This window comes from Clostridium sp. OM02-18AC, from assembly GCF_003481825.1.
Taxonomy (GTDB): domain Bacteria; phylum Bacillota; class Clostridia; order Lachnospirales; family Lachnospiraceae; genus Brotaphodocola.
Genome location: NZ_QULW01000002.1, coordinates 87162 through 109984 on the forward strand (window position 1 = coordinate 87162; position 22823 = coordinate 109984).

A 22823-nucleotide genomic window follows, 5' to 3' on the forward strand; every position below is an offset into this window, starting at 1 on the left:
GGAGGGTTCTGTTATGAACATCGGTTTAATCGCACATGATTCCAAAAAGAAGCTGATGCAGAATTTCTGCATTGCATACAGAGGAATTTTGAATAAACATGAGCTGTATGCAACCGGCACTACCGGACGCCTCATTGAAGAGGTAACAAATTTAAATGTACACAAGTATCTGGCTGGTCATTTGGGCGGGCAGCAGCAGCTGGCATCCCAGATTGAGCACAACGATATGGATATGGTGATCTATCTGCGTGATCCGCTGCATCCAAAGACACACGAGCCGGATGTCAACGATGTCGTTCGTCTGTGTGATATCTACAATATTCCTTTTGCAACCAATCTGGCAACGGCAGAGCTTCTGATCAAAGCCCTGGATCGTGGAGATCTGGAATGGCGTGAAGTGTATCGCTAGAGGTGCACGGTTTGAAAAAGAAAAAAGAGATAGCAGTGTTTTGTCTGCTTGTCAGCCTGTGGATTGCCGGCTGCGGCAGACAGACACAGATTACATATGAAAATTTCCGTCTGGAAACCATGGCGGCAGATGCACAGGACCATGCACAGGCGGATTCTTTTGCAAAAAACTTATGCGTCGTTACCGGGGAAGAAGGGGAGGCGGATGCTTCCGTGACAGCGGAAGCTGCAGCTGTTTTTGGTGTAGACACAAAAGAAGTGATCTTCCAGAAGAATCCGTTTGAACGCCTGTATCCGGCCAGCATTACCAAGATCATGACAGCGCTGATCGCAATCCGGGATGGAAATCTGGACGACCAGGTAACGGTGGGTCAGGAAACCGTCATTACGGAGACCGGTGCTTCTCTCGCGCACATCAATCCGGGTGACACGCTTACACTGGAACAGCTTTTATACGGTCTTATGCTTCCTTCCGGAAACGATGCCGGGGCAGCGATTGCCGTATATTTGTCAGGGAGCACCGAGACATTTGCTGAAAAAATGAATGAGACAGCGCATGCACTTGGAGCAACGGATACCCATTTTGTAAATCCGCACGGACTAAGCGATGAAGATCATTATACAACTGCCTATGATCTGTACCTGATCTTTCAGGAGGCTATGAAATATCCGGAATTCCAGAAAATTGTCGGCACGGTTTCTTATACTGCATCCTATACTGATGCAGGCGGACAGACAAAAACCCAGGAATGGAAGAACAGTAACCAGTATTTGAATGGAAAATCCAAAGCACCGGAAGGCATTACCGTGCTCGGTGGGAAAACCGGTACGACAAGAGCAGCCGGTTCCTGCCTGATTTTGGGATGCCAGGATGAAAACAATAGGGATTATATCTCTGTGGTACTGAAAGCAGAAAGCCGGGACGTCCTCTACGAGAATATGACAAATATTATTGGCAAAATTGTCAATTAGTGATTGCACATTCCATATATTTGTACTATAATTACTTTAATAATAAAAGAATTTTTATACAGATTCAATAAACCCAAGGAGGACACGACTATGGTTCAGATCATTGCAGGCAGAAAAGGCAAAGGAAAAACAAAACATCTGTTGGATATGGCAAACAACGGTATCAAGGCAGCTACCGGTTCCATCGTCTATCTCGACAAAAGTTCCAAACACATGTATGAGCTCAACAACCGGATCCGTCTCATCAATGTAAACGAATACCCGGTATCAACCAGCCAGGGATTCATCGGTTTCATTTGCGGTATCATTTCTCAGGATCACGATATTGAGACTATGTTTTTAGACAGCTTTTTGAAGCTTGCAGGTTTAGAGGGAGAAGACATCAGCGAGACTATTACTACGTTAGAGGGAATCAGCGAGAAGTATAATGTAAACTTTGTTTTAAGCATCTCTATGGACGCAGTAGAAATGCCGGAAAACGCTCAGAAAGACGTAGTGATCTCTCTGTAATACATAATCAGCATTCTTTACAGCCGGGGCGGCAGGTTCTCCCCGGCTGTTTGTGTGACAGCAATTGCGAAAAAACTCCAGTTGCTGCGAAAGAACGATAAACCAGACACCACAGACTGCCAGGAGGAACAGGGCATTGGCGAAAAAAAAGAAGAAATCCAATATCGTAAGATATCGCCGTACACATAATATCAATGTTGGAATGATCATTTTTGCGATTATCTTTATTTATTTGGTTTTCAGTGTTTATACGTATTTAAAAAAAGAAAAGGTTCAATTTTACGAAGTTGTGGAAGGCAACATCGTAAACGACCGCCAGTATACCGGGATTATCCTCAGGGAGGAACGGGTGGAAAACACAGCTCAGGCAGGATATATTAATTATTACATCCGGGAAGGCAAACGGGCAGCCATTGGTACCCGGATCTATTCCATCGATGAAACCGGTAATATGGCAGAACTGATGCAGGAAAATCCGGATGCAAACGTGGGACTGACGGATGCGAACTTAAGCGATGTCAAGCGGCAGCTTTCTTCTTTTTCCATGAGCTACAGCGACCAGAAGTTTGAAAATACCTATGATCTGCAGTATTCTTTGGAGGCGGCAGTGTTAGAATATGCAAACTTCAATGCGCTCGGCAATCTCGACAGCATCATGCAGCAGGCGGGGGCTTCTTTCGTTCAGGTTACAGCTCCGGTATCCGGTGTGGTTTCTTATGCGGTAGATGGCTTTGAAAGCCTGACGGCAGATCAGGTTACGGAAAGTATATTCGACCGTTCCGGGTATTCCAAGGCAATTACCAAGGCCGGTCAGCTGATTGAACAGTCAGCGCCGGTTTATAAGCTGATCACATCCGATAACTGGAGCATCGTATTTCCGCTTACCGAGGAAGAAAAACAAGAATACAAAGATCAGACACAGCTTCATGTCACGTTTTCGTCAAATGACCTGGACGCGGTTGGTAATTTCTCTGTCATTTCCGGTGCAGATGGCGCTTCCTACGGAAAACTGGATTTGAATCAGTATATGGTGCAGTTCGCGTCAGACCGTTATGTCACGTTTGAAGTAGATACCGAAAAGGCAGACGGACTGAAGATTCCGGTTACTGCGGTTGCTACAAAAGATTTTTACCTGATTCCGCTGGAATATATGGTGCAGGGCGGCGATAGCAGTGATACCGGTTTCATGAAAGAAATTTATACGGAGAGCGGTACTGCAGCTGAGTTTGTGCCAACTACCATATATTATGCAACAGATGAATACTATTACATTGAAATGGGAGAAGACGCGCCTTTGAAGGCTGGAGATTATGTAGTAAAACCGGATTCACAGGACCGTTATCAGGTGGGGCAGAGTGCTTCCCTTCAGGGTGTTTACAATATTAATAAGGGTTATGCCGTGTTTAAGCAGATTGAGATCATCAAATCCAACGATGAATATTACTCCATTAAGAAGGGCACGAATTATGGCTTGTCCGTGTATGACCATATTGTGCTGGATGCGAATACGGTATACGAAGGTCAGCTGATCTATCAGTAACCGGTAATTACAGAATTTGGAGGCAGAACAATGAACACCATAAAAGAGCATTTAGAAGAAGTAAGAGAAAATATCAGAAAAGCATGTGAGAAAGCAGGCCGTTCCCCGGAAGAAGTAACCCTGATCGCGGTCAGCAAGACAAAGCCGCTGTTTATGCTGGAAGAGGCGTATGAGGCAGGCGCGCGTGATTTTGGTGAAAATAAAGTCCAGGAGATTTTGGAAAAGTGCCCATGTATGCCGGAAGATGCCCGTTTCCATATGATCGGTCATCTGCAGCGCAACAAAGTAAAACAGGTACTTCCGCATGCTGTTCTGATCCATTCCGTAGATTCCCTGCGTCTTGCAGAACAGATCGATCAGGAGGCAGAGAAACTTGGAATCACGGCAAATATTCTGCTGGAAGTGAATGTGGCAAAAGAGGAGAGCAAATTTGGCATGATGCCGGAAGAGGTTCCGGAAATGGTAGAGCAAATTGCGGCATTTTCCCATCTTCGGATTCAGGGGCTTATGACGATTGCACCATTCGTGGAGGATCCGGAAAAAAATCGTCCGGTTTTTCGAAAATTATATCAATTATCTGTTGACATCAAAAAGAAAAACATTGATAATGTTAACATGAGTGTCCTTTCAATGGGTATGACTGGGGATTACCAGGTAGCCGTAGAGGAAGGGGCAACCATGATAAGAGTCGGTACCGGAATATTTGGTGCCAGATAAGATTGGAGAGAGAATAGGTTATGAGCATTTTGAGCAAACTGATGGATACCATGCGTTTTAGTCCGGATGAGGACGAAGAATACTTTGGTCCTGATGAAGATTATGAGGCAGAAAAGCCTGCCAAAAGGGGGCGTTTCCCGGCACGTGATGATTCAGAAAGTTACGATGACGGGGGCGATGAAAAACCAAGATTCTTCTCTCGCTCTTCCAAAGTAGTTCCGATGAAGCGCAGCATGGAAGTATCCATGGTGAAACCTACTTCCATCGAGGACGCAAGAGAAATTTGTGATTATCTGCTGGCCGGTAAGGCGGTAGTTCTGAATATGGAAGGAATCCACACGGAGGTCGCACAGCGCATCATTGATTTTACATCAGGCGCAACCTACTCCATGAACGGAAATCTCCAGAAAATTTCCAGTTATATCTTTATTGCCACACCAGAATCTGTTGAACTTTCCGGAGATTTTCAGGAAATGATCGGGAATGGAACACTGGACGTATCAGGATTGAACATCCGTTTATAAGAAGCAGGCGTAACTGTTTGGCAGGCCTGCACAGTTACAAGCAGACAAAGCAGGTTACATACCTTTTGAGAAGAAGGAACAGGGGTACAGACAATTTTCCGACGGACTGGAAGGAAAATTGTCTGTATTTCTTTATGGCACAGCAGGAGGGTACCGGAGGTATCTTTTGCTGATTTCATTAGAAGAGGAGTACAGCTACCATGAGTGATCGTATGACAGTACATCGGGATGGAAAACCCATTTATGATATTGTAATGGAAGAAAATTATGACAAACTGGGGAAAGAAGTTGCTTCTCTTTCCGTTCAGGATCGAAGACTTTGTGTCGTAACAGACAGTACTGTGGCAGAGCTTTACAGTGAAACGGTGATCCGTCAGCTGCAGCCGGTTTGCAAAGAAGTACATCTGTTTGTCTTTGAAGCAGGAGAGGCACATAAGAACCTGGATACCGTTCGGAGTTTATATGAATTTCTGATCCAGAATCAGTATGACCGGAATGATATGCTGGTTGCGCTTGGCGGCGGAGTGGTGGGAGATCTCTGCGGATTTACGGCTGCCACCTATCTGCGTGGCATCCGTTTTATCCAGGTACCAACGACACTGCTTTCCCAGGTAGATTCCAGCATTGGCGGAAAAACGGGAGTAGATTTTGATGCTTATAAAAATATGGTAGGCGCTTTCCATATGCCGCAGCTTGTATACACAGCAGCTTCCAGTCTTCTGACACTGACGAAAGAGCAGTTTGCCTGCGGCATGGGCGAGGTGATCAAGCATGGACTGATCATGGACGCAGATTACTACGAGTGGCTGCAGGAGCATCGGGAAGAAATTCTTGCAAGAGATCTGTCCGTCTGCGAGCAGATGATCCTGATCAGCTGCCGGATCAAGCGCGATGTGGTAGAACAGGATCCGACAGAACAGGGAATTCGTGGAATCCTGAATTTCGGGCATACATTGGGGCATGCCATCGAGAAGCTGATGAACTTTCATCTGCTTCACGGACAGTGTGTAGCCCTGGGCAGCGTGGCGGCAGCTTATTTGTCTGCAAAACGTGGTGAGATCACCATGGATGAGGCAGTACAGATCCGAAAGACGTTTGAAGCGTTTGACCTCCCGGTTTCTATCGGCGGTTTTGAACTTTCAGAAGATGAAATCATTGCTGCGACAAAGAACGATAAAAAAATGGATTCTGGAAAGATCAAATTTATCCTGCTTCACCGGATTGGCGAAGCATTTATTGACCGGACCGTGACAGATGTACAGATGAAAGAAAGCCTGGAGTGGCTGATGGGAGGAACCGATGAAAACGAAGGGATTTAATTTGCTTTCCTGGGCGGCGTTAAGTCTGGCACTGGTACTTTTGGATCAGTATACCAAGCTTCTGGCAGTAGCACATTTAAAAGGAAAAACTCCGTTTGTGATCATGGATGGGGTTTTTGAGCTGCTTTATTCTGAAAATCGTGGTGCTGCATTCGGCATGCTGCAGGGCAGACAGGGCTTTTTCTTTTTGATCGGTGCGGTGGTTCTGGCAGCGGCGATTTATGTGATGTGGCGTATGCCGGGCTGGAGCAATCTGCGCTATACAGCGCTTCGTCTTTGCACGATCTTCATTACGGCCGGAGCACTTGGCAACATGGTAGACCGTACAACCCAGGGGTACGTTGTGGATTTTTTATACTTTAAACTGATCGATTTCCCAATTTTTAATGTAGCAGATATTTACGTAACGACAGCTACGGCAGCGCTGCTGGTTTTCCTTTGCTTCTATTATAAAGAGGAAGACCTTGTTATCTTTGAATGGAAGAAAGGGGAACGCCGTTGACTTATGAATTGACTGTACAGAATGGTGCGGGACAGCGGATCGATAAATATTTAAGCGAACAGCTGGCGGATCTGTCCCGTTCCTATCTGCAAAAGCTTTTAAAAGACGGGGGCGTGGAAGTGAACGGAAAACCGGTGAAAAGCAACTATAAGCTTTCCGAAGACGATGCAATCCGCCTGGAAGTGCCGGAAGCAGTAGAGCCGGAAATAGAAGCAGAGGATATGGACCTGGATATCTTATATGAAGATCAGGATATTATTCTGATCAATAAGCCGAAAGGAATGGTGGTCCATCCGGCAGCAGGTCATTATACCGGAACGCTGGTAAACGGTTTGATGCATCACTGCAAAGATGAACTTTCCGGAATCAATGGTGTGATGCGTCCCGGAATTGTCCACCGGATCGATATGGATACGACCGGTGTCCTGATCGTCTGCAAAAACGACAAAGCACACAATGCAATTGCCGAACAGCTGAAAGTTCATTCCATTACCCGGAAGTATTATGCGATTGTCCATGGTGTCATCAAGGAGGACGATGGTACGGTCAATGCGCCGATCGGACGTCACCCGGTTGATCGCAAGAAGATGAGCATCAACCAGAAAAACGGAAAAGAAGCTGTGACACATTACCATGTTCTGAAGCGGTTCAGGCGCTTTACATTTGTGGAATGTCAGTTGGAGACCGGACGTACCCATCAGATCCGGGTACATATGGCAAGCATTGGTCATCCGCTTTTGGGGGATCAGGTTTATGGACCTGCGAAAGTGCCGTTTTCCGGACTCCAGGGACAGACACTTCATGCGGGGGTGCTGGGAATTATCCATCCGGCTACGGGAGAATATATGGAATTTCGGGCACCTCTCCCGGAATATTTTGAAAAGCTCCTGCGAAAGCTCGAGAAGGATTAGTTCAGATTACCAGAGGTCTTAAAAATATTCTGAAAATATACAAAATGAGCTAAAATGTTACTATACTATTTGCGCTTTTTGTGCTATAATCTAATTAATAAAAGAATTTGAATTACACCATGTGTATGCTGAAAGGAGAAGATCGTATGAGAGGAAATCTTGTTATTACAATTGGACGTCAGTGTGGAAGCGGCGGTAAGATGATCGGTCAGAAAATTGCTGAAAAGCTTGGTGTAAAGTGTTACGATAAAGAACTTCTTACCAGGGCAGCAAAGGAAAGCGGCTTATGCGAAGAACTGTTTGAGACACATGACGAAAAGCCGACCAGCAGCTTTTTGTATTCTCTGGTCATGGATACTTATTCTCTCGGTTATACCACATCCGCATATATGGATATGCCGATCAACCACAAAATTTTCCTGGCACAGTTTGATACCATTAAAAAACTGGCAAAGGAAGAATCCTGTGTGATCGTAGGACGTTGTGCAGACTATGCGCTGGCAGATTATCCGAATACCGTGTCGATTTTCATTACCGGCAACGATGAAAATAAGCTGCAGAGCATCAAGGACCTGTACCATGTAGATGATGCAAAAGCGAAAGACATCATGGTAAAGACGGATAAAAAGCGTTCCAGCTATTACAATTATTACTCCAGCAAAAAGTGGGGCGATTCCAGGAGCTACGATATGTGCATCAACAGTTCCGTGCTTGGACCGGATGCTACCGCTGACATGATCATTGCTTTTGCAAAGGCAAAGGAAGCGCAGAACAAAGAAAACGCATAAATTGTAACAGATGTAAAAGAAAATTAATACTTTTTTCACATCTATCGCTTAAAATATCAGGCAAGGTATGATATACTGAAAAGTAGCTTAAATGAGGAGAAATACCATGTCTGAAGAAAAGAAAGACTATACCCAGATTCTAAAAAGAGCCAGAAGGCGCAGAAAGAGAGCGAAGTACCTGCATTACGCAGGCATCGGAGTCATCCTGCTCCTTCTGGCTTTGTGTGTCGTAATGTTTGCAAAAAAAGGAAGTTTCCCTGTCCTTTCCGGAAACTCCGGGAAAGCGGAAGCTGGTGCCACTGCGTCCAATGCGCAGGAAGAGATATCCGGTGCCGAAGAGGCAGAAGCACTTTCCATAGACACAGAAGGGCAGGCTGACCAGGAAGACCTGGCGGCAAAACAGGCAGTTGTGGATTCGTATCAGAATCTTGGTCTGGTGCAGGTATCCGGATATTTGAATGTCCGGGAAACGCCGGGATCAGATGGCAATATCATTGGAAAGCTGGAGCAGAACAGTGCCTGTGAAATCTTAGGCACGGAGGGGGACTGGGACCATATTACGTCTGGCGGAATAGAAGGTTACATTCATAACCAGTATGTGATCAGTGGCGATGAGGCCCGCTCGCAGGCGCTTTCCTATGTTACAAAGATGGCAATTATCCAGGCGGATAAACTGAATATCCGCCAGGAACCGGTGCTGGATCCGGCAAATGTGGTGGGACAGGCACTGATGAATGAACGTTATCCGGTGGAGGATGAGCAAAACGGCTGGGTGAAGATTGACGAGGGTTATATTTCTACAGAGTTTGTGACGGTAGAATTTGCCTTAAATGAAGCCAGAAAGCTTGACCTGAAGACCATGGCGTTAAACCAGTATGATAATCTGGTCATTTCGAAGGTGAACAACTACCTGAATATCCGCAAGGAACCAAGTACGGATTCTTCAGCGAATATCATCGGTAAGTTCCCGAGCAAGGCTGCAGGAGAAATCCTGGAGACAGTGGATGGCTGGTACAAGATCAAGTCTGGCTCCATCACTGGCTATATTACAGCAGATCCGCAGTATGTGGCAGTTGGCCAGGAGGCAAAAGATCTGGCAGTCGGGGCAGCTTCCCTGATGGCAATCGTAACCACCGACCGTTTAAATGTCCGGGCAGAGCCGAACACGGATGCGAAGATCTGGACCCAGATTTCCAAGGAAGAGCGCTACAATGTAGTTTCCCAGCTGGACGGCTGGGTCGAGATCGAGCTGGACACCGGTGATGGTGACGGCGGCGAGTCAGCCGATAATGCGTATATTTCCACACGCGATAATAACGTCGAGGTGCGTTATGCGTTAAACGAAGCGATCAAATTCTCACCGCTTGAGGAAAAAGCAAACCAGTCTGCATCCCTGCGCAGCCAGGTAGTCAACTATGCGCTGCAATTTGTGGGCGGACGGTACGTCTGGGGCGGCAATGACCCGCATACCGGTGCAGACTGTTCTGGATTTGTGAGGTATGTGCTGAGCCATGTGGCGGGGGTTGGTCTTCCAAGAACCTCCAGAGAACAGGCAAAAGCCGGCCGTTCCATAAAATCCAGTGAAATGCGCCCGGGAGACCTGATCTTCTATACCAACAGCAAAGGAACGGTCAACCATGTAGCCATGTATATTGGAAACGGCCAGATTGTCCATGCGGCAAGCCGCAGGAGTGGAATCAAGATTTCTACCTGGAATTACCGCACACCGAAGACCATCCGGTCTTTCCTGGATTAAAAGAAAAAGAATTCTTCCCAATGGCAGGATGCTGTGGGAAGAATTCTTTTTTTGAACTAAAAAAATCACTTGGTATCAGAAAACACAGTCCCATGCAGGAACGGCTTTTCTGCTTCGGTCAGGATATGGATGAAATCACGCATATATTTTGTGAGATATAGGTCTTTTCTGTGACAGAGATAAAAGCTTCGCTGGTTCTCAATTCCCTTGATCGGGTAAACTGAACAGTATGGATAAAGCTCCGGTGACATTTCAATATAGTTGATCGGACAGATCATGACGGCATCACAGGCGATGGCGGTCCGCTTGCCAACTTCAATGTTTGTAGTCTGCAGCAGGATGTCTGGCTGCATATCGTATGTGGCAAAGAGCTGCTTTTGCACTGTGTTCACGTTATGCCCGGGACGGCTGGAAATGAATTTTTCATTTTTTGCCTCGCTGATCTCGATCGGGGTCCCGGAAGGAATCCGCTTAGCAAGATCGGTATTACGGCTGGTCAAAAGGACCAGATCCTCATCTTCGATCAAGACATAATTTAATTCTTCATGCTTGGGATAGGTGGTCAGGCAGGCCAGATCGATGGAACCCTCCAGCAGCATGGATTCTGTGATGGAGGAACCGTGTTCTTGCAGATCAATGTCGACGAACGGATATTTTTTCATAAACCGGGGAAGCACATAGGGAAGCACTTGCATGGCACGCTGGACCGGAATTCCGAGCTTCAGACAGCCGTGATCTTCATGGTTGATCTCGTCGATCTCTTTTTGGAGGTTGTTGTTGATCGTAAGGATCTGTTTGGCGGCCTCGATGTACTTCTCACCTGCGTAGGTCAGCGTGATCGGATCGGTGGAGCGGTTGAAGATGGCAGTGCCGAGATTGGTTTCCACCAGCTTGATCATCTGGCTTAATGAGGGCTGGGAAATATATAGCTTTTTAGCAGCTGCCGTGATGCTTCCCTCCTGCATGACGGTCAGCATATACTGTGCATGTTTGATATTCATGTAATACCTCTTTTATAATAAAAATATTATAAAACCCATAACAAAATTTGTAGTTGTACGGAAACTAGGTTTATGATACCATAAAAATAGTGAATATTCAACGAGAAATCATAAGGGACAAAATCCTGTTTCGGTTGAATTGCACAATGAAAGGAGGAACGCGCATGAAAAATGCGGTTGGACGGGAAATTCCGGATGAGATTTTACAGCGCTATGGAAAGGAAGGCTACAAAGGAGCTTATGCCCGGGATGGTGTACGCTACCGGAAAGCGGCGCCTGCTGTGAAGGGCTATGTGGATCCCAAACAGAGTAAGCTGGTACCTTCCATTCGTGAAACATTGTTAAAATGCGGCATCCGGGATGGCATGGTGCTTTCTTTTCATCATCATTTTCGTGATGGTGATTATGTAGTCAATATGGTTATGAAGGAAGTGGCAGCGCTTGGCGTGAAAGATATTACGATTTGTGCCAGCTCACTTGGCGCGGCACATGACCCGGTAGCTGATCTCATAGAAGAGGGTGTGGTGACTGGCATTCAGTCTTCTGGTGTGCGCGGACGTATTGGTGAGGCCATTTCCCACGGCAAGCTGAAAAATCCGGCTATTATCCGTTCTCATGGAGGAAGAGTGCGGGCTATCGAAGAAGGGGATGTTCATATTGACATTGCGTTTATCGGTGCGCCGACTTCGGATGAATATGGCAACGCAAGGGCAGTCGGTGGTAAGAGCGACTGCGGTGTACTGTCTTATTCCATGGTCGATGCAAAGTATGCGGACAATGTGGTAGTTGTTACAGACTGTCTGGTTCCGGCACCAAACTTCCCACCGAGTATTTCCATGGTAGACGTGGATTATGTCTGTGTGGTAGATGAAATCGGCAACCCGGGCAAGATTGTCAGCAATGTGGTTCGTATGACGAAAGATGTGCGGGAACTGATGATGGCACAGTACTGCGCGCAGATTATTGCAAAATCCCCGTATTTTAAAGATGGTTTTTCGTTCCAGACTGGCGGCGGTGGCGCTTCCCTGGCGGTTAATACCATGCTGCGTCCGATCATGCTGGAAAAAGGAATCCATATGGGCTTTGCGATTGGCGGCATCACCAAGCCAATCTGCGATCTTCTGGAGGAAGGACTGGTGCGCAACATTGTTGATGCGCAGGATTTTGACCTTGGTGCGATCGAATCCATCAAGAAGAATCCGAACCATTATGAGATTTCGACTTCTGAGTATGCCAATCCTATGAACAAGGGCGCTTTCGTCAATCAGCTGGATTTTGTTATCCTGGGTGCACTGGAAGTGGATGTGGACTTTAATGTCAATGTAGTGACCGGCTCGGATGGTATCGTGAGAGGAGCACCGGGCGGACATCCGGATACTGCGGCAGGCTCAAACTGCTCCATTATCGTCGCACCGCTGGTACGTGGACGCATTCCGACCATCTGTGACAAGGTAGTTACCGTGGTAACCCCGGGCGAGGTGGTCGATGTCGTGGTAACCGATTACGGTATTGCCATCAATCCACGAAGACAGGATCTGATCGAAGTATACAAAGATTCCGGCCTGCCGATCAAAACCATTGAGGAGCTGCGTGATATTGCATACTCAATCGTGGGAATACCGGAAGAAATCCAGTTTGAGGACCAGGTGGTCGGCATCATTGAGAGCCGGGATGGCACCATCATGGATGTGGTGCGCAAGAGCAAACCATATACCTTTGATGACTAAAATTCACTATAAACAAAACGCAATACATGCATAGGAAAAAAATTATCAAATACTAAAAAACCATAGGCATAAGCCTATGCATGCTATAAGAATTTAAGTATTTGAATCGGATGTCGGTCAGTGATAAACTGGAAACGATGTAAATAGCAGGGGCTGCAATTGCATCCCCTGTTTTTTCTTTTTGTATAAAAGGAGGATAAAAAATGGAAGTAAAGAAAGCTGCCATGGCAGGAACCCTGGAGTCTAGTGACGCCCAGGTAACCGTAGAGCCGGGAAATGGTACCGTAGAGCTTTCCATCGAGAGCAGTGTGATTCACCAGTTTGGAAAACAGATCAAGGCAACCGTCCTGGAAACCTTAAACCGTCTGGATGTAAAAGACGCAAAGGTAACCGTAGTAGACAAGGGTGCTCTGGACTGCACCTTAAAGGCACGTGTTGAGTGCGCAGTATACCGTTCCAACGATATCACTGAAAATCTTCCATGGGGAGGTGTAATTAAATAATGAGCCATCCGAATAAGAAAAGACTGAGACGTTCCATGATGTTCTTAAACTGCCAGAAGCCGGGTCTCATTAAGGATCCATACATCTACAAACCGGATTCTATTATGCTGGATCTGGAGGATGCAGTAGCAGAGAACCAGAAAGATGCTGCAAGATACTCTCTGTATCATGCACTGCAGGAGATCGACTACCGCGGAGTTGAGCGTGTTGTCCGCATCAATGGACTGGACACCCCGCACTGGAAGGAAGATATCCGTGTCTGCGTAGCAGGCGGCGCTGATACCATCCGTATCGCAAAGACTGAGACCGCGCAGGATGTTCACACCGTAGAGGAGCATGTACTGGCAGCCGAGAGAGAGTTCGGCAGACCGGAAGGTTCTACCCTGTTGATGGCAGCTCTGGAGTCCTGCAAGGGCGTCTTAAATGCACTTGAGGTTTGTAAGTCTTCTGACCGTCTGATCGGTATCGCACTTTCCGGAGGTGACTACACCAAAGATCTGCAGACCGTGATCACCGGAACCGGTGTAGAGCTGCAGGGCGCAAGACAGCAGATGATCATCGCTGCAAGAGCAGCCGGTGTACAGTGCTGGGATACCGTATTCACCAACCTCGATGCGATGGATGTGTTTGAGGAAGAAGTAAGAATGATCAAGATGATGGGCTTTGACGGAAAATCTCTGGTAAACCCGCGTCAGATCGATGTGGTACATAGAGTCTTCACTCCAACCCAGAAGGAAATCATCTTCGCAGAGAAGGTTGTCAAAGAAATCGATGAGAAGAAGGCACAGGGTATCGGCGTATTTACCGTAGACGGTAAGATGATCGATATCGCATTCTACGACGGCGCAAAGAGAACCATTGCTTTAGCAAAAGCATCAGGTGTATATGAGGGGGATTTATAAGATGATCAATGCAGTAGGAAGAGAAATCCCGGAAGAGGTATTAAAAGCAACCGGTAAGGAAGCATTCAAGGGTGCTTACGCTTACGACAATTACGAGTATAAGAAAGCAACTCCGAAGGCACACACCATGATGGATCCGAAGAGAAGCAAGATCGTAGAGAATATTCACGATGCACTGGTAAAATGTGAGATCAAAGACGGCATGACCATTTCCTTCCACCATCACTTCCGTGAGGGTGACTATGTGGTAAACATGGTAATGGAAGAGATCCACAACATGGGCATTAAGGGCATCACCATCTGCGCAAGTTCTTTGGGTAAGGCAAACGATGCAATCGTTCCTTACATTGAAGATGGCACTATTGTTGGCATCCAGTCTTCTGGTGTGCGCGGTAAAATCGGTGAGGCAATCTCTACTGGTAAATTAAGAGATATCGCAATCATGCGTTCCCATGGTGGACGTGTCAGAGCCATCGAGTCCGGCGAAGTTCATATCGACATCGCATTCATCGGTGCTCCGACCTGTGACGAATACGGCAACATGAGAGCAAATGGCGGAAAGAGTGACTGCGGCGTTTTATCTTACGCCATGGTAGACGCACAGTATGCAGACCGTGTGGTAGCAATCACCGACTGCCTTGTTCCGTTCCCGAACATTCCGGCAAGCATCTCCATGACCCAGGTAGACTTTGTCTGCGTGGTAGATGAGATTGGTAACCCGGCTAAGATCGCAACCGGTGCAGCAAAACCGACCACCGATGTCCGCAAGATCATGATGGCAGATTACTGCACCCAGTTCGTAATCAACACCCCGTACTTCAAGGATGGCTTCTCTTACCAGACCGGTGTTGGCGGCGCATCCATCGCATCCACGATCTCCCTTGGAAAGATCATGGAAGAGCGCGGCATCAAGATGGGGCTCGGTCTTGGTGGTATCACCACTCCGATGTGCAACCTGCTTGCAAAGGGCCTGATCGACAAGATCGTAGATACCCAGGATTTCGATATGGGCGCGATCGAGTCCATTAAGACCAACCCGAACCACATCGAGATCTCTGCATCCGAGTATGCAGATCCGTTCAACAAGGGCGCTTATGTCAATAAGCTTGACTTCGTGATCCTGGCTTCTCTTGAGGTCGACGTAAACTTCAACTGCAACGTGGTTGTAGGCTCTGACGGCATGATCACCGGAGCACAGGGCGGTCATCCGGATACCGCAGCAGGAGCAAAGTGCACCATCGTCATTGCTCCGCTTCTGCAGGGAAGAATCCCGGCTATCTGTACCAATGTAACCACCGTAACTACTCCGGGTGAGACCGTAGACGTTGTCATCACCGATTACGGTATCGCGATCAACCCGCGCAGACAGGACCTGATCGAGTGCATGAAGGATGTGAAACTTCCGTTCTGTACCATTGAGGAGCTGCGTGACAAGGCATACGCCATCGTAGGCGAGCCGGATCCGGTACAGTTTGGTGACCGCGTGGTTGGTATCATCGAGAGCCGTGACGGCACCGTACTCGATGTTGTCCGTGAGATCAAAGAGTACGAGTTTCAGGACTAAGAATGTAAGCTGCAATGAAGCAATATGAGCGGAAGAGCAGCTGCAGAGGCTGCAAATTCGTTACAACAAACCATATACAGGCCTAGGGAGAGACAGGCTGGGACAAAAACAAGGTTCTAGCCTGCCTGGCTGTAAAACAAAAAATAGGGAAAAAATCTATGTCAGAATTAGTAGTTGGTATTTTAGGGTTCGCCTGTATCGTTGCACTGGTGGTAACCCTGTTTAAAAGCAAGACCATGCCGAGTATGGCCTTCATCATTTTCCTGTCTATTCTGGGACTGATCTTGGTAATTGGCGGATATTATTCCATTGAACAGATCGGTGAGCTGATCAAAGGCGGTTTCAAGAGTACCGGCCCGACCGCAGCGCTGTTTGTATTCTCAGTCCTGTTCTTCGGCATCATGACCGATGCAGGCATGTTTGATGTGATCATCAACAAGCTGATGAAGCACGTTGGTGACAATGTCATTGGTGTAACCGTTATGACTGCCCTGATCGCTCTGATCGGTCATCTGGATGGCGGCGGCGCATCTACCTTCCTTAATTGTAGTTCCGGCCATGCTTCCGGTTTATAAGAAGATGCATATGAGACCGAGCACCCTGCTTCGTGTAGCCGTTCTGGCTATGGGTGTCTTAAACCTGATGCCGTGGGCAGGTCCGACCATGAGAGCAGCATCCGTACTTGGTATGGAGGCTGGCCAGCTCTGGGGTAAACTGATCCCGGTTCAGATTTTTGGTATTGTTCTCTGCCTGGCACATGCCGTATTTGCAGGTATCCAGGAGAAAAAGAGAGGCGCAGGCCTGAATGCTTCCGCTGTAATTGTGGAATCTGTATCATTATAAAAGAAACAAAACTGAGAAATTTTCACTGGCAGAAAAATGCCGGTGGAGGTCTCTTTTCGCTTATCGGGGAAATGATGCCAATAGGGCTGAGTTTATGAAAAATTTATATTATTATTATCATCACATAATAAAAAAATTATATCTGACATAATTCTTTAAGTATTTGAACAATTGTACCTTGAATGATACACTGTTTTTAGTGAAGTTGACGAGAAATAATGCTTTGCTTATGATATGACAAAGGTAAATATCACTTTAAGGAGGAACGAGTTATGGAAGTAAAGAAAGCTGCCATGGCAGGAACCCTGGAGTCCAGCGACGCCCAGGTAACCGTGGAGCCGGGAAATGGTACCGTAGAGCTTTCCATCGAGAGCAGTGTGATTCACCAGTTTGGAAAACAGATCAAGGCAACCGTCCTGGAAACCTTAAACCGTCTGGATGTAAAAGACGCAAAGGTAACTGTAGTAGACAAGGGTGCATTGGACTGTACCTTAAAGGCACGTGTTGAGTGCGCAGTATACCGTTCCAACGATATCACTGAGAATCTTCCATGGGGAGGTGTAATTAAATAATGAGCCATCCGAATAAAAAAAGACTGAGACGTTCCATGATGTTCTTAAACTGCCAGAAGCCGGGTCTCATTAAGGATCCATACATCTACAAACCGGATTCTATTATGCTGGATCTGGAGGATGCAGTAGCAGAGAACCAGAAAGATGCTGCAAGATACTCTCTGTATCATGCACTGCAGGAGATCGACTACCGCGGAGTTGAGCGTGTTGTCCGCATCAACGGACTGGACACCCCGCACTGGAAGGAAGATATCCGTGTCTGCGTAGCAGGCGGTGCTGATACCATCCGTATCGCAAAGACCGAGACTGCACAGGATGTTCATACCGTAGAGGAGCATGTACTGGCAGCCGAGAGAGAGTTCGGCAGACCGGAAGGTTCCACCCTGTTGATGGCAGCTCTGGAGTCCTGCAAAGGTGTTCTGAACGCCCTTGAGGTTTGTAAGTCTTCTGACCGCCTGATCGGTATCGCACTTTCCGGCGGTGACTACACCAAGGATCTGCAGACCGTGATCACCGGAACCGGTGTGGAGCTGCAGGGAGCAAGACAGCAGATGATCATCGCCGCAAGAGCAGCCGGTGTGCAGTGCTGGGATACCGTGTTCACCAACCTGGATGCTATGGATGTGTTCGAGGAAGAGGTCAAGATGATCAAGATGATGGGCTTCGATGGCAAATCCCTCGTAAACCCGCGTCAGATCGATGTTGTCCATAAAATCTTCACCCCGACCCAGAAGGAGATCATCTTTGCAGAGAAGGTTGTCAAAGAGATCGACGAGAAGAAAGCACAGGGTATCGGCGTATTTACCGTAGACGGCAAGATGATCGACATCGCATTCTACGACGGCGCAAAGAGAACCATTGCCCTGGCAAAAGCCTCAGGCGTATATGAGGGGGATTTATAAGATGATCAATGCAGTAGGAAGAGAAATCCCGGAAGAGGTATTAAAGGCAACCGGTAAGGAAGCATTCAAGGGCGCTTACGCTTACGATAATCACGAGTATAAGAAAGCAGCTCCGAAGGCTCATGCCATGATGGACCCGAATAGAAGCAAGATCGTGGAGAACATTCATGAGGCACTGGTGAAGTGTGAGATCAAAGATGGCATGACCATTTCCTTCCATCATCACTTCCGTGAGGGTGACTATGTGGTAAACATGGTCATGGAAGAAATCCACAAGATGGGCATCAAGGGCATCACCATCTGCGCAAGTTCTTTGGGTAAGGCAAACGACGCGATCGTTCCTTATATCGAAGATGGCACCATCGTTGGAATCCAGTCTTCCGGTGTGCGCGGTAAGATCGGTGAGGCAATTTCCACCGGTAAATTAAGAGAAATCGCGATCATGCGTTCTCATGGCGGCCGTGTCAGAGCCATCGAGTCCGGTGAGGTTCATGTTGACATCGCGTTCATCGGAGCACCGACCTGCGATGAGTACGGCAACATGAGAGCAAACGGCGGAAAGAGCGATTGCGGCGTATTATCCTACGCCATGGTAGACGCGCAGTACGCAGACAGAGTCGTGGCGATCACTGACTGTCTCGTTCCGTTCCCGAACATCCCGGCAAGCATCTCCATGACCCAGGTAGATTTCGTCTGCGTAGTAGATGAGATCGGTAATCCGGCCAAGATCGCAACCGGCGCAGCAAAACCGACCACCGATGTCCGTAAGATCATGATGGCAGATTACTGCACCCAGTTCGTGATCAACACTCCGTACTTCAAGGATGGCTTCTCCTATCAGACTGGTGTCGGCGGTGCTTCCATCGCATCCACCATCTCTCTTGGAAAGATCATGGAAGAGCGCGGTATTAAGATGGGACTTGGTCTCGGCGGTATCACCACTCCGATGTGCAGCCTGCTTGCAAAGGGTCTCATCGACAAGATCGTAGATACTCAGGATTTTGATATGGGTGCCATTGAGTCCATCAAGACCAATCCGAACCACATCGAGATCTCCGCATCCGAGTATGCAGATCCGTTCAACAAGGGCGCTTATGTCAATAAGCTTGACTTCGTGATCCTGGCTTCTCTTGAGGTCGACGTAAACTTCAACTGCAACGTGGTTGTAGGCTCTGACGGCATGATCACCGGAGCACAGGGCGGTCATCCGGATACCGCAGCAGGAGCAAAGTGCACCATCGTCATTGCTCCGCTTCTGCAGGGAAGAATCCCGGCTATCTGTACCAATGTAACCACCGTAACCACTCCGGGCGAGACCGTAGATGTTGTCATCACCGATTACGGCATTGCCATCAACCCGCGCAGACAGGATCTGATCGAGTGCATGAAGGATGTGAAGCTTCCGTTCTGCACCATCGAGGAGCTGCGTGACAAGGCATACGCCATCGTAGGTGAGCCGGATCCGGTACAGTTTGGTGACCGCGTGGTTGGTATCATCGAGAGCCGTGACGGTACTGTACTGGATGTTGTCCGCGAGATCAAGGATTATGAGTTTAAAGACTGATTATTATGATATGAACCCGGCACCGGGAATTGCCGAGTTGATATAAAAGGGGAAACCCAATACACTTACATATGGAGGTATTTGAAATGGCTGAAAACAAAGGGTTTAGTCTGAAAACATTCGGCATGCCGTGGTGGCTTGCCGGAGCAATAGCTGTGATTGTAATCGCAGCAGCAGCAACCGGAGCTCTTTCTGCAGACCTTGCAGGATGCTTCGCACTGATGTTATCCATCGGTTTGATCTGTAACGAGGTTGGTGAACGTATTCCGTTCTGGAACAGCTATATCGGCGGCGGTCTGGTACTGACTTTCCTGGTATCCGCATTCTTGTTCACCTACAACCTGATTCCGCAGAAGTATGCAGACGGCATGATCATGATCATGGATGATGCGGATTTCCTTTCCTTCTTCATTATCTTCCTGATTACCGGTTCCATCCTGGCACTGGACAGAAAGCTTCTGGTTCGTTCCTTCGCAGGATACATTCCGGCAATCTTCGGAGGACTGATCGGTGCAGCTGTATTTGGCTGTGCAGCAGGTCTGGTATTCGGTATCAGCCCGGTTGATATTGTATTAAAATATGTTTGCCCGATCATGGGAGGTGGTAACGGCGCAGGCGCTGTTCCGTTAAGCCAGATTTATGAGACCGTAACCGGTGACCCGGCAGCAAACTATTATTCCTTTGCAATTACCATTTTGACCATTGCAAACATCTTTGCAATCCTCACCGCAGCAATCTTAAAGAAGATCGGTGAGAAGAAGACCAGCTGGACTGGTGATGGTACCCAGCTGATCCGTAAGGGCGGCGACTTCGCTACCGAGGATAAATCTGTCAAAGTTGGCATGAAAGATCTTGGCGGCGCATTCTTCCTGGCAATCGGTTTCTATGCACTGGGCAGACTGTTCGCAAAGACTATCCTTCCGACCATCTTTGGTACCGCAATCCATCAGTTCGCTTACATGATCATCTTCGTTGCAGCAGTAGCAGCAGCTGGTATTGTTCCAGACAACGTACGTGCAGCAGCTAAGAAACTTCAGTCCTTCTTCACCGCAAACCTGATCCTGATTATCATGGTAGGTGTAGGTGTCGATACCAACATTATCGAGCTGGCTAAGGCTATCACTGTTGGTAACGTAGTGATCGCTCTGGCAATCGTAATCGGTGCTATCCTGGGTTCCGCAATCATTGGTTACCTGGTAGGCTTCTTCCCGATCGATTCCGCTATCACCGCTGGTCTTTGCATGGCTAACCGTGGTGGTTCCGGTGACCTGGCAGTACTTGGTGCCTGCGACAGAATGGGCCTGATCGCATATGCACAGTTATCCTCCCGTCTTGGCGGTGGTATCGTATTGATCATTGCAAGTATCCTGTTTGGCGCATTCCTGAAATAGGAAGTTTTGACGGATTTGCGCAATACGTGGGCAGTAATGCTCTGAAAAAATGAAATAGAATAGGAACACAAAAAGGGCAGAATTGGTTTCTGTCCTTTTTGTGTTGCAGGAAATTTCAGAGATATATGTGCATAAGATCTGAACGAATGAAAAATGGAAGCAGGTTTATGAAAACAGATTTTACTGTCAGGCAGAGCTGTGCAAACAGCATCGAATAATGTCAGATTATGCGAAAAAAAACGATGGCTCTTTTTCTATGGTGCAGATATAGTGAAGATGGCACAAGAAAGAAATGTGGTTAAATTCTAAGAAATCTATGTATATTCTTGCAGGAATTCCAAAACAGCATCGGGAAAGGAGATTATCTTTGTTCAGTAAAGTATACAGCGGAGGACTGCGCGGCATTGACGGCTATGTGGTCCAGGTAGAGGCAGACGTCAGTGACGGTCTGCCTGGTTTTTATATGGTAGGGTCACTGGCCTCTGAGGTGAAGGAAGCGGAGGAGCGCGTGCGGACAGCCTTGCGCAATGCAGGATTCCGCCTTTCTTCGAAGAAGATTACAGTGAATCTGTCTCCGGCTAACGTGCGCAAAGAAGGAACGGCGTGCGACCTTCCGGTGGCGGTAGCAGTGCTGGCAGCTTATGGAATTTTAGAACCTTCTTCTTTGAAAGAAACAGGCTTTTTAGGAGAACTAGGTCTGGATGGAAGCATCAAGCCGGTGCGCGGCGTGCTTTCCATGGTGGTTGCCATGGCAGAAAGCGGGATCAGACGCTGTTTTCTGGCAGAAGAAAATGTTGCGGAAGGGGTCGCAGCAGACTGTCTGGACATTGTTCGTATCCGGAGTCTTCAGGAAATTATCGAATTATTAAATGGAACGGGGAAACTCCGGATTGAAAAAGACCAGGGTTTCTGTGCGGCAGATACAAACTATCCGGTAGATTTTAGCGAGGTAAATGGACAACGCCTGATGCGGCGTGCAACGGAGGTGGCGGTGGCAGGAGGACATAATCTTCTTTATATCGGTCCGCCCGGAAGCGGAAAAAGTATGATGGCCAGACGGATCCCGACCATTATGCCGGCACTTTCCCGGGAAGAACAGCTGGAGGTATCCAAGGTTTACAGTATCTGCGGAATGCTGCCGAAAGACCATGCGCTGATCGGGACAAGACCGTACCGGGCACCGCACCATACGATCAGCGCCCAGGCATTGACCGGCGGTGGACTCTGGCCCAAACCAGGTGAAATATCGCTGGCTTCCCGTGGTGTACTGTTTCTGGATGAACTGGCAGAGTTTGAGAAGCGTACTCTGGAAATATTGCGCCAGCCTCTGGAAGAGCATCAGGTTACGGTATCGCGCGTGAATGGCAGCTTTTCATTTCCGGCGCATTTTATGCTGGCAGCAGCGCTAAATCCGTGTCCGTGTGGCTATTATCCGGACCGTTCCAAATGCAGCTGTACGGAACATCAGGTGCGGCGGTATCTGGGAAAGATATCCAGGCCATTGTTAGACCGGATCGATATCTGCGTCGAGGCGGCTCCGGTTACCTACCGTGATATCCGCACAGAGCAGGTAAATGAATCATCGCAGGAGATCCGCTCACGTATCGAAGCTGCCAGAAAGATCCAGTCAAAACGTTATGCCGGGAGTGGCATTTATACCAACAGTGAGATGGGAATCCGGCAGATCCGTAAATTCTGCAAATTGAAGGAAGAGGACGAGGCTTTTCTGCAGCAGATCTTTTCGCGACTGGGCTTAAGTGCCAGAGGATGCCATAAGATATTGAAAGTAGCTCGGACTTTGGCTGATCTGGAAGGAAAAGAACAGATTGAGCGGGCACATCTTAGAGAGGCGGCAGGTTACCGGGATCTGCAGGAACGTTACTGGGGGAAAGAAGGAGAGGCATAGC

General features: G+C 47.7%; 23 protein-coding genes. 22 read left to right on the plus strand and 1 reads right to left on the minus strand.

The genetic code is table 11. The annotated features are described in order from the left end of the window. The first annotated feature begins 13 nt into the window (after positions 1–13). From mgsA to DXB18_RS02070, 11 genes are all read left to right on the plus strand, one after another. The gene (gene mgsA, locus DXB18_RS02020; RefSeq protein WP_118544210.1) at positions 14–409 is read left to right on the plus strand and encodes a methylglyoxal synthase; all 396 of its coding nucleotides are present in this window, start codon (positions 14–16) and stop codon (positions 407–409) included. A gap of 11 nt (positions 410–420) precedes the next feature. Next, the gene (locus tag DXB18_RS02025; RefSeq protein ID WP_347560834.1) at positions 421–1380 is read left to right on the plus strand and encodes a D-alanyl-D-alanine carboxypeptidase family protein; all 960 of its coding nucleotides are present in this window, start codon (positions 421–423) and stop codon (positions 1378–1380) included. 90 nt (positions 1381–1470) lie between these two features. Beyond that, positions 1471–1890, plus strand: coding sequence for a twitching motility protein PilT (locus tag DXB18_RS02030; RefSeq protein WP_118544211.1), 420 nt, complete (start codon positions 1471–1473; stop codon positions 1888–1890). 136 nt (positions 1891–2026) lie between these two features. Then, positions 2027–3430, plus strand: a complete 1404-nt coding sequence (locus DXB18_RS02035; protein WP_118705728.1) for an HlyD family efflux transporter periplasmic adaptor subunit — start codon at positions 2027–2029, stop codon at positions 3428–3430. 30 nt (positions 3431–3460) lie between these two features. Further along, a complete protein-coding gene (locus DXB18_RS02040) occupies positions 3461–4147 on the plus strand; it encodes a YggS family pyridoxal phosphate-dependent enzyme (protein ID WP_118705730.1) in 687 nt (228 codons plus the stop codon). A gap of 20 nt (positions 4148–4167) precedes the next feature. Then, positions 4168–4671 (plus strand): cell division protein SepF, encoded by a 504-nt coding sequence (gene sepF, locus DXB18_RS02045; protein WP_118705732.1) that lies wholly within the window; start codon positions 4168–4170, stop codon positions 4669–4671. 200 nt (positions 4672–4871) lie between these two features. Then, the gene (gene aroB, locus DXB18_RS02050; protein ID WP_118544215.1) at positions 4872–5990 is read left to right on the plus strand and encodes a 3-dehydroquinate synthase; all 1119 of its coding nucleotides are present in this window, start codon (positions 4872–4874) and stop codon (positions 5988–5990) included. Continuing rightward, positions 5971–6492 carry a signal peptidase II gene (lspA, locus tag DXB18_RS02055; protein ID WP_118544216.1) on the plus strand — a complete coding sequence of 174 codons (522 nt, stop codon included), beginning with the start codon at positions 5971–5973 and terminating at the stop codon, positions 6490–6492. The genes aroB and lspA overlap by 20 nt, the downstream gene beginning before the upstream one ends. Continuing rightward, positions 6468–7403 (plus strand): RluA family pseudouridine synthase, encoded by a 936-nt coding sequence (locus tag DXB18_RS02060; protein WP_118705734.1) that lies wholly within the window; start codon positions 6468–6470, stop codon positions 7401–7403. Before lspA ends, DXB18_RS02060 begins: the two co-directional genes overlap by 25 nt. A gap of 125 nt (positions 7404–7528) precedes the next feature. Next, complete coding sequence (locus DXB18_RS02065; protein ID WP_182430440.1) at positions 7529–8191, plus strand: cytidylate kinase-like family protein; 663 nt, start codon at positions 7529–7531, stop codon at positions 8189–8191. 106 nt (positions 8192–8297) lie between these two features. Further along, entirely contained in the window at positions 8298–9947 is a 1650-nt protein-coding gene (locus DXB18_RS02070; protein ID WP_118705736.1) for a C40 family peptidase, read from the plus strand. A 65-nt stretch (positions 9948–10012) separates the two neighbouring features. Here DXB18_RS02070 and DXB18_RS02075 read toward each other — a convergent pair whose 3' ends face one another. Continuing rightward, complete coding sequence (locus tag DXB18_RS02075; RefSeq protein ID WP_118705738.1) at positions 10013–10948, minus strand: LysR family transcriptional regulator; 936 nt, start codon at positions 10946–10948, stop codon at positions 10013–10015. Positions 10949–11112: 164 nt separating this feature from the next. Here DXB18_RS02075 and citF (DXB18_RS02080) point away from each other — a divergent pair, with 164 nt between their 5' ends. The 11 genes from citF (DXB18_RS02080) (at position 11113) to DXB18_RS02125 (ending at position 22822) form a co-directional block, all read left to right on the plus strand. Continuing rightward, a complete protein-coding gene (gene citF, locus DXB18_RS02080; protein ID WP_118544221.1) occupies positions 11113–12675 on the plus strand; it encodes a citrate lyase subunit alpha in 1563 nt (520 codons plus the stop codon). A gap of 203 nt (positions 12676–12878) precedes the next feature. After that, positions 12879–13178 (plus strand): citrate lyase acyl carrier protein, encoded by a 300-nt coding sequence (gene citD / locus DXB18_RS02085; protein ID WP_118532484.1) that lies wholly within the window; start codon positions 12879–12881, stop codon positions 13176–13178. Continuing rightward, positions 13178–14080, plus strand: a complete 903-nt coding sequence (locus tag DXB18_RS02090) for an aldolase/citrate lyase family protein (RefSeq protein WP_118705740.1) — start codon at positions 13178–13180, stop codon at positions 14078–14080. The genes citD (DXB18_RS02085) and DXB18_RS02090 overlap by 1 nt, the downstream gene beginning before the upstream one ends. Position 14081: 1 nt before the next feature. Further along, complete coding sequence (citF, locus tag DXB18_RS02095) at positions 14082–15644, plus strand: citrate lyase subunit alpha (protein ID WP_118705742.1); 1563 nt, start codon at positions 14082–14084, stop codon at positions 15642–15644. A gap of 158 nt (positions 15645–15802) precedes the next feature. Further along, positions 15803–16219 (plus strand): Na+/H+ antiporter NhaC family protein, encoded by a 417-nt coding sequence (locus DXB18_RS16435; RefSeq protein ID WP_243103092.1) that lies wholly within the window; start codon positions 15803–15805, stop codon positions 16217–16219. A 4-nt stretch (positions 16220–16223) separates the two neighbouring features. Further along, positions 16224–16487, plus strand: a complete 264-nt coding sequence (locus tag DXB18_RS16440) for a hypothetical protein (RefSeq protein WP_243103096.1) — start codon at positions 16224–16226, stop codon at positions 16485–16487. 272 nt (positions 16488–16759) lie between these two features. Further along, positions 16760–17059, plus strand: a complete 300-nt coding sequence (gene citD / locus DXB18_RS02105) for a citrate lyase acyl carrier protein (RefSeq protein ID WP_118532484.1) — start codon at positions 16760–16762, stop codon at positions 17057–17059. Next, on the plus strand, positions 17059–17961 hold the full coding sequence (locus DXB18_RS02110) for an aldolase/citrate lyase family protein (RefSeq protein ID WP_118705744.1): 903 nt from the start codon (positions 17059–17061) through the stop codon (positions 17959–17961). Before citD (DXB18_RS02105) ends, DXB18_RS02110 begins: the two co-directional genes overlap by 1 nt. A 1-nt stretch (position 17962) precedes the next feature. Continuing rightward, the gene (gene citF, locus DXB18_RS02115) at positions 17963–19525 is read left to right on the plus strand and encodes a citrate lyase subunit alpha (RefSeq protein ID WP_118705746.1); all 1563 of its coding nucleotides are present in this window, start codon (positions 17963–17965) and stop codon (positions 19523–19525) included. An 86-nt stretch (positions 19526–19611) separates the two neighbouring features. Beyond that, complete coding sequence (locus tag DXB18_RS02120) at positions 19612–20916, plus strand: 2-hydroxycarboxylate transporter family protein (protein ID WP_118543082.1); 1305 nt, start codon at positions 19612–19614, stop codon at positions 20914–20916. A gap of 367 nt (positions 20917–21283) precedes the next feature. Then, the gene (locus tag DXB18_RS02125) at positions 21284–22822 is read left to right on the plus strand and encodes a YifB family Mg chelatase-like AAA ATPase (protein ID WP_118543081.1); all 1539 of its coding nucleotides are present in this window, start codon (positions 21284–21286) and stop codon (positions 22820–22822) included. The last annotated feature ends 1 nt before the right edge of the window (position 22823 follow it).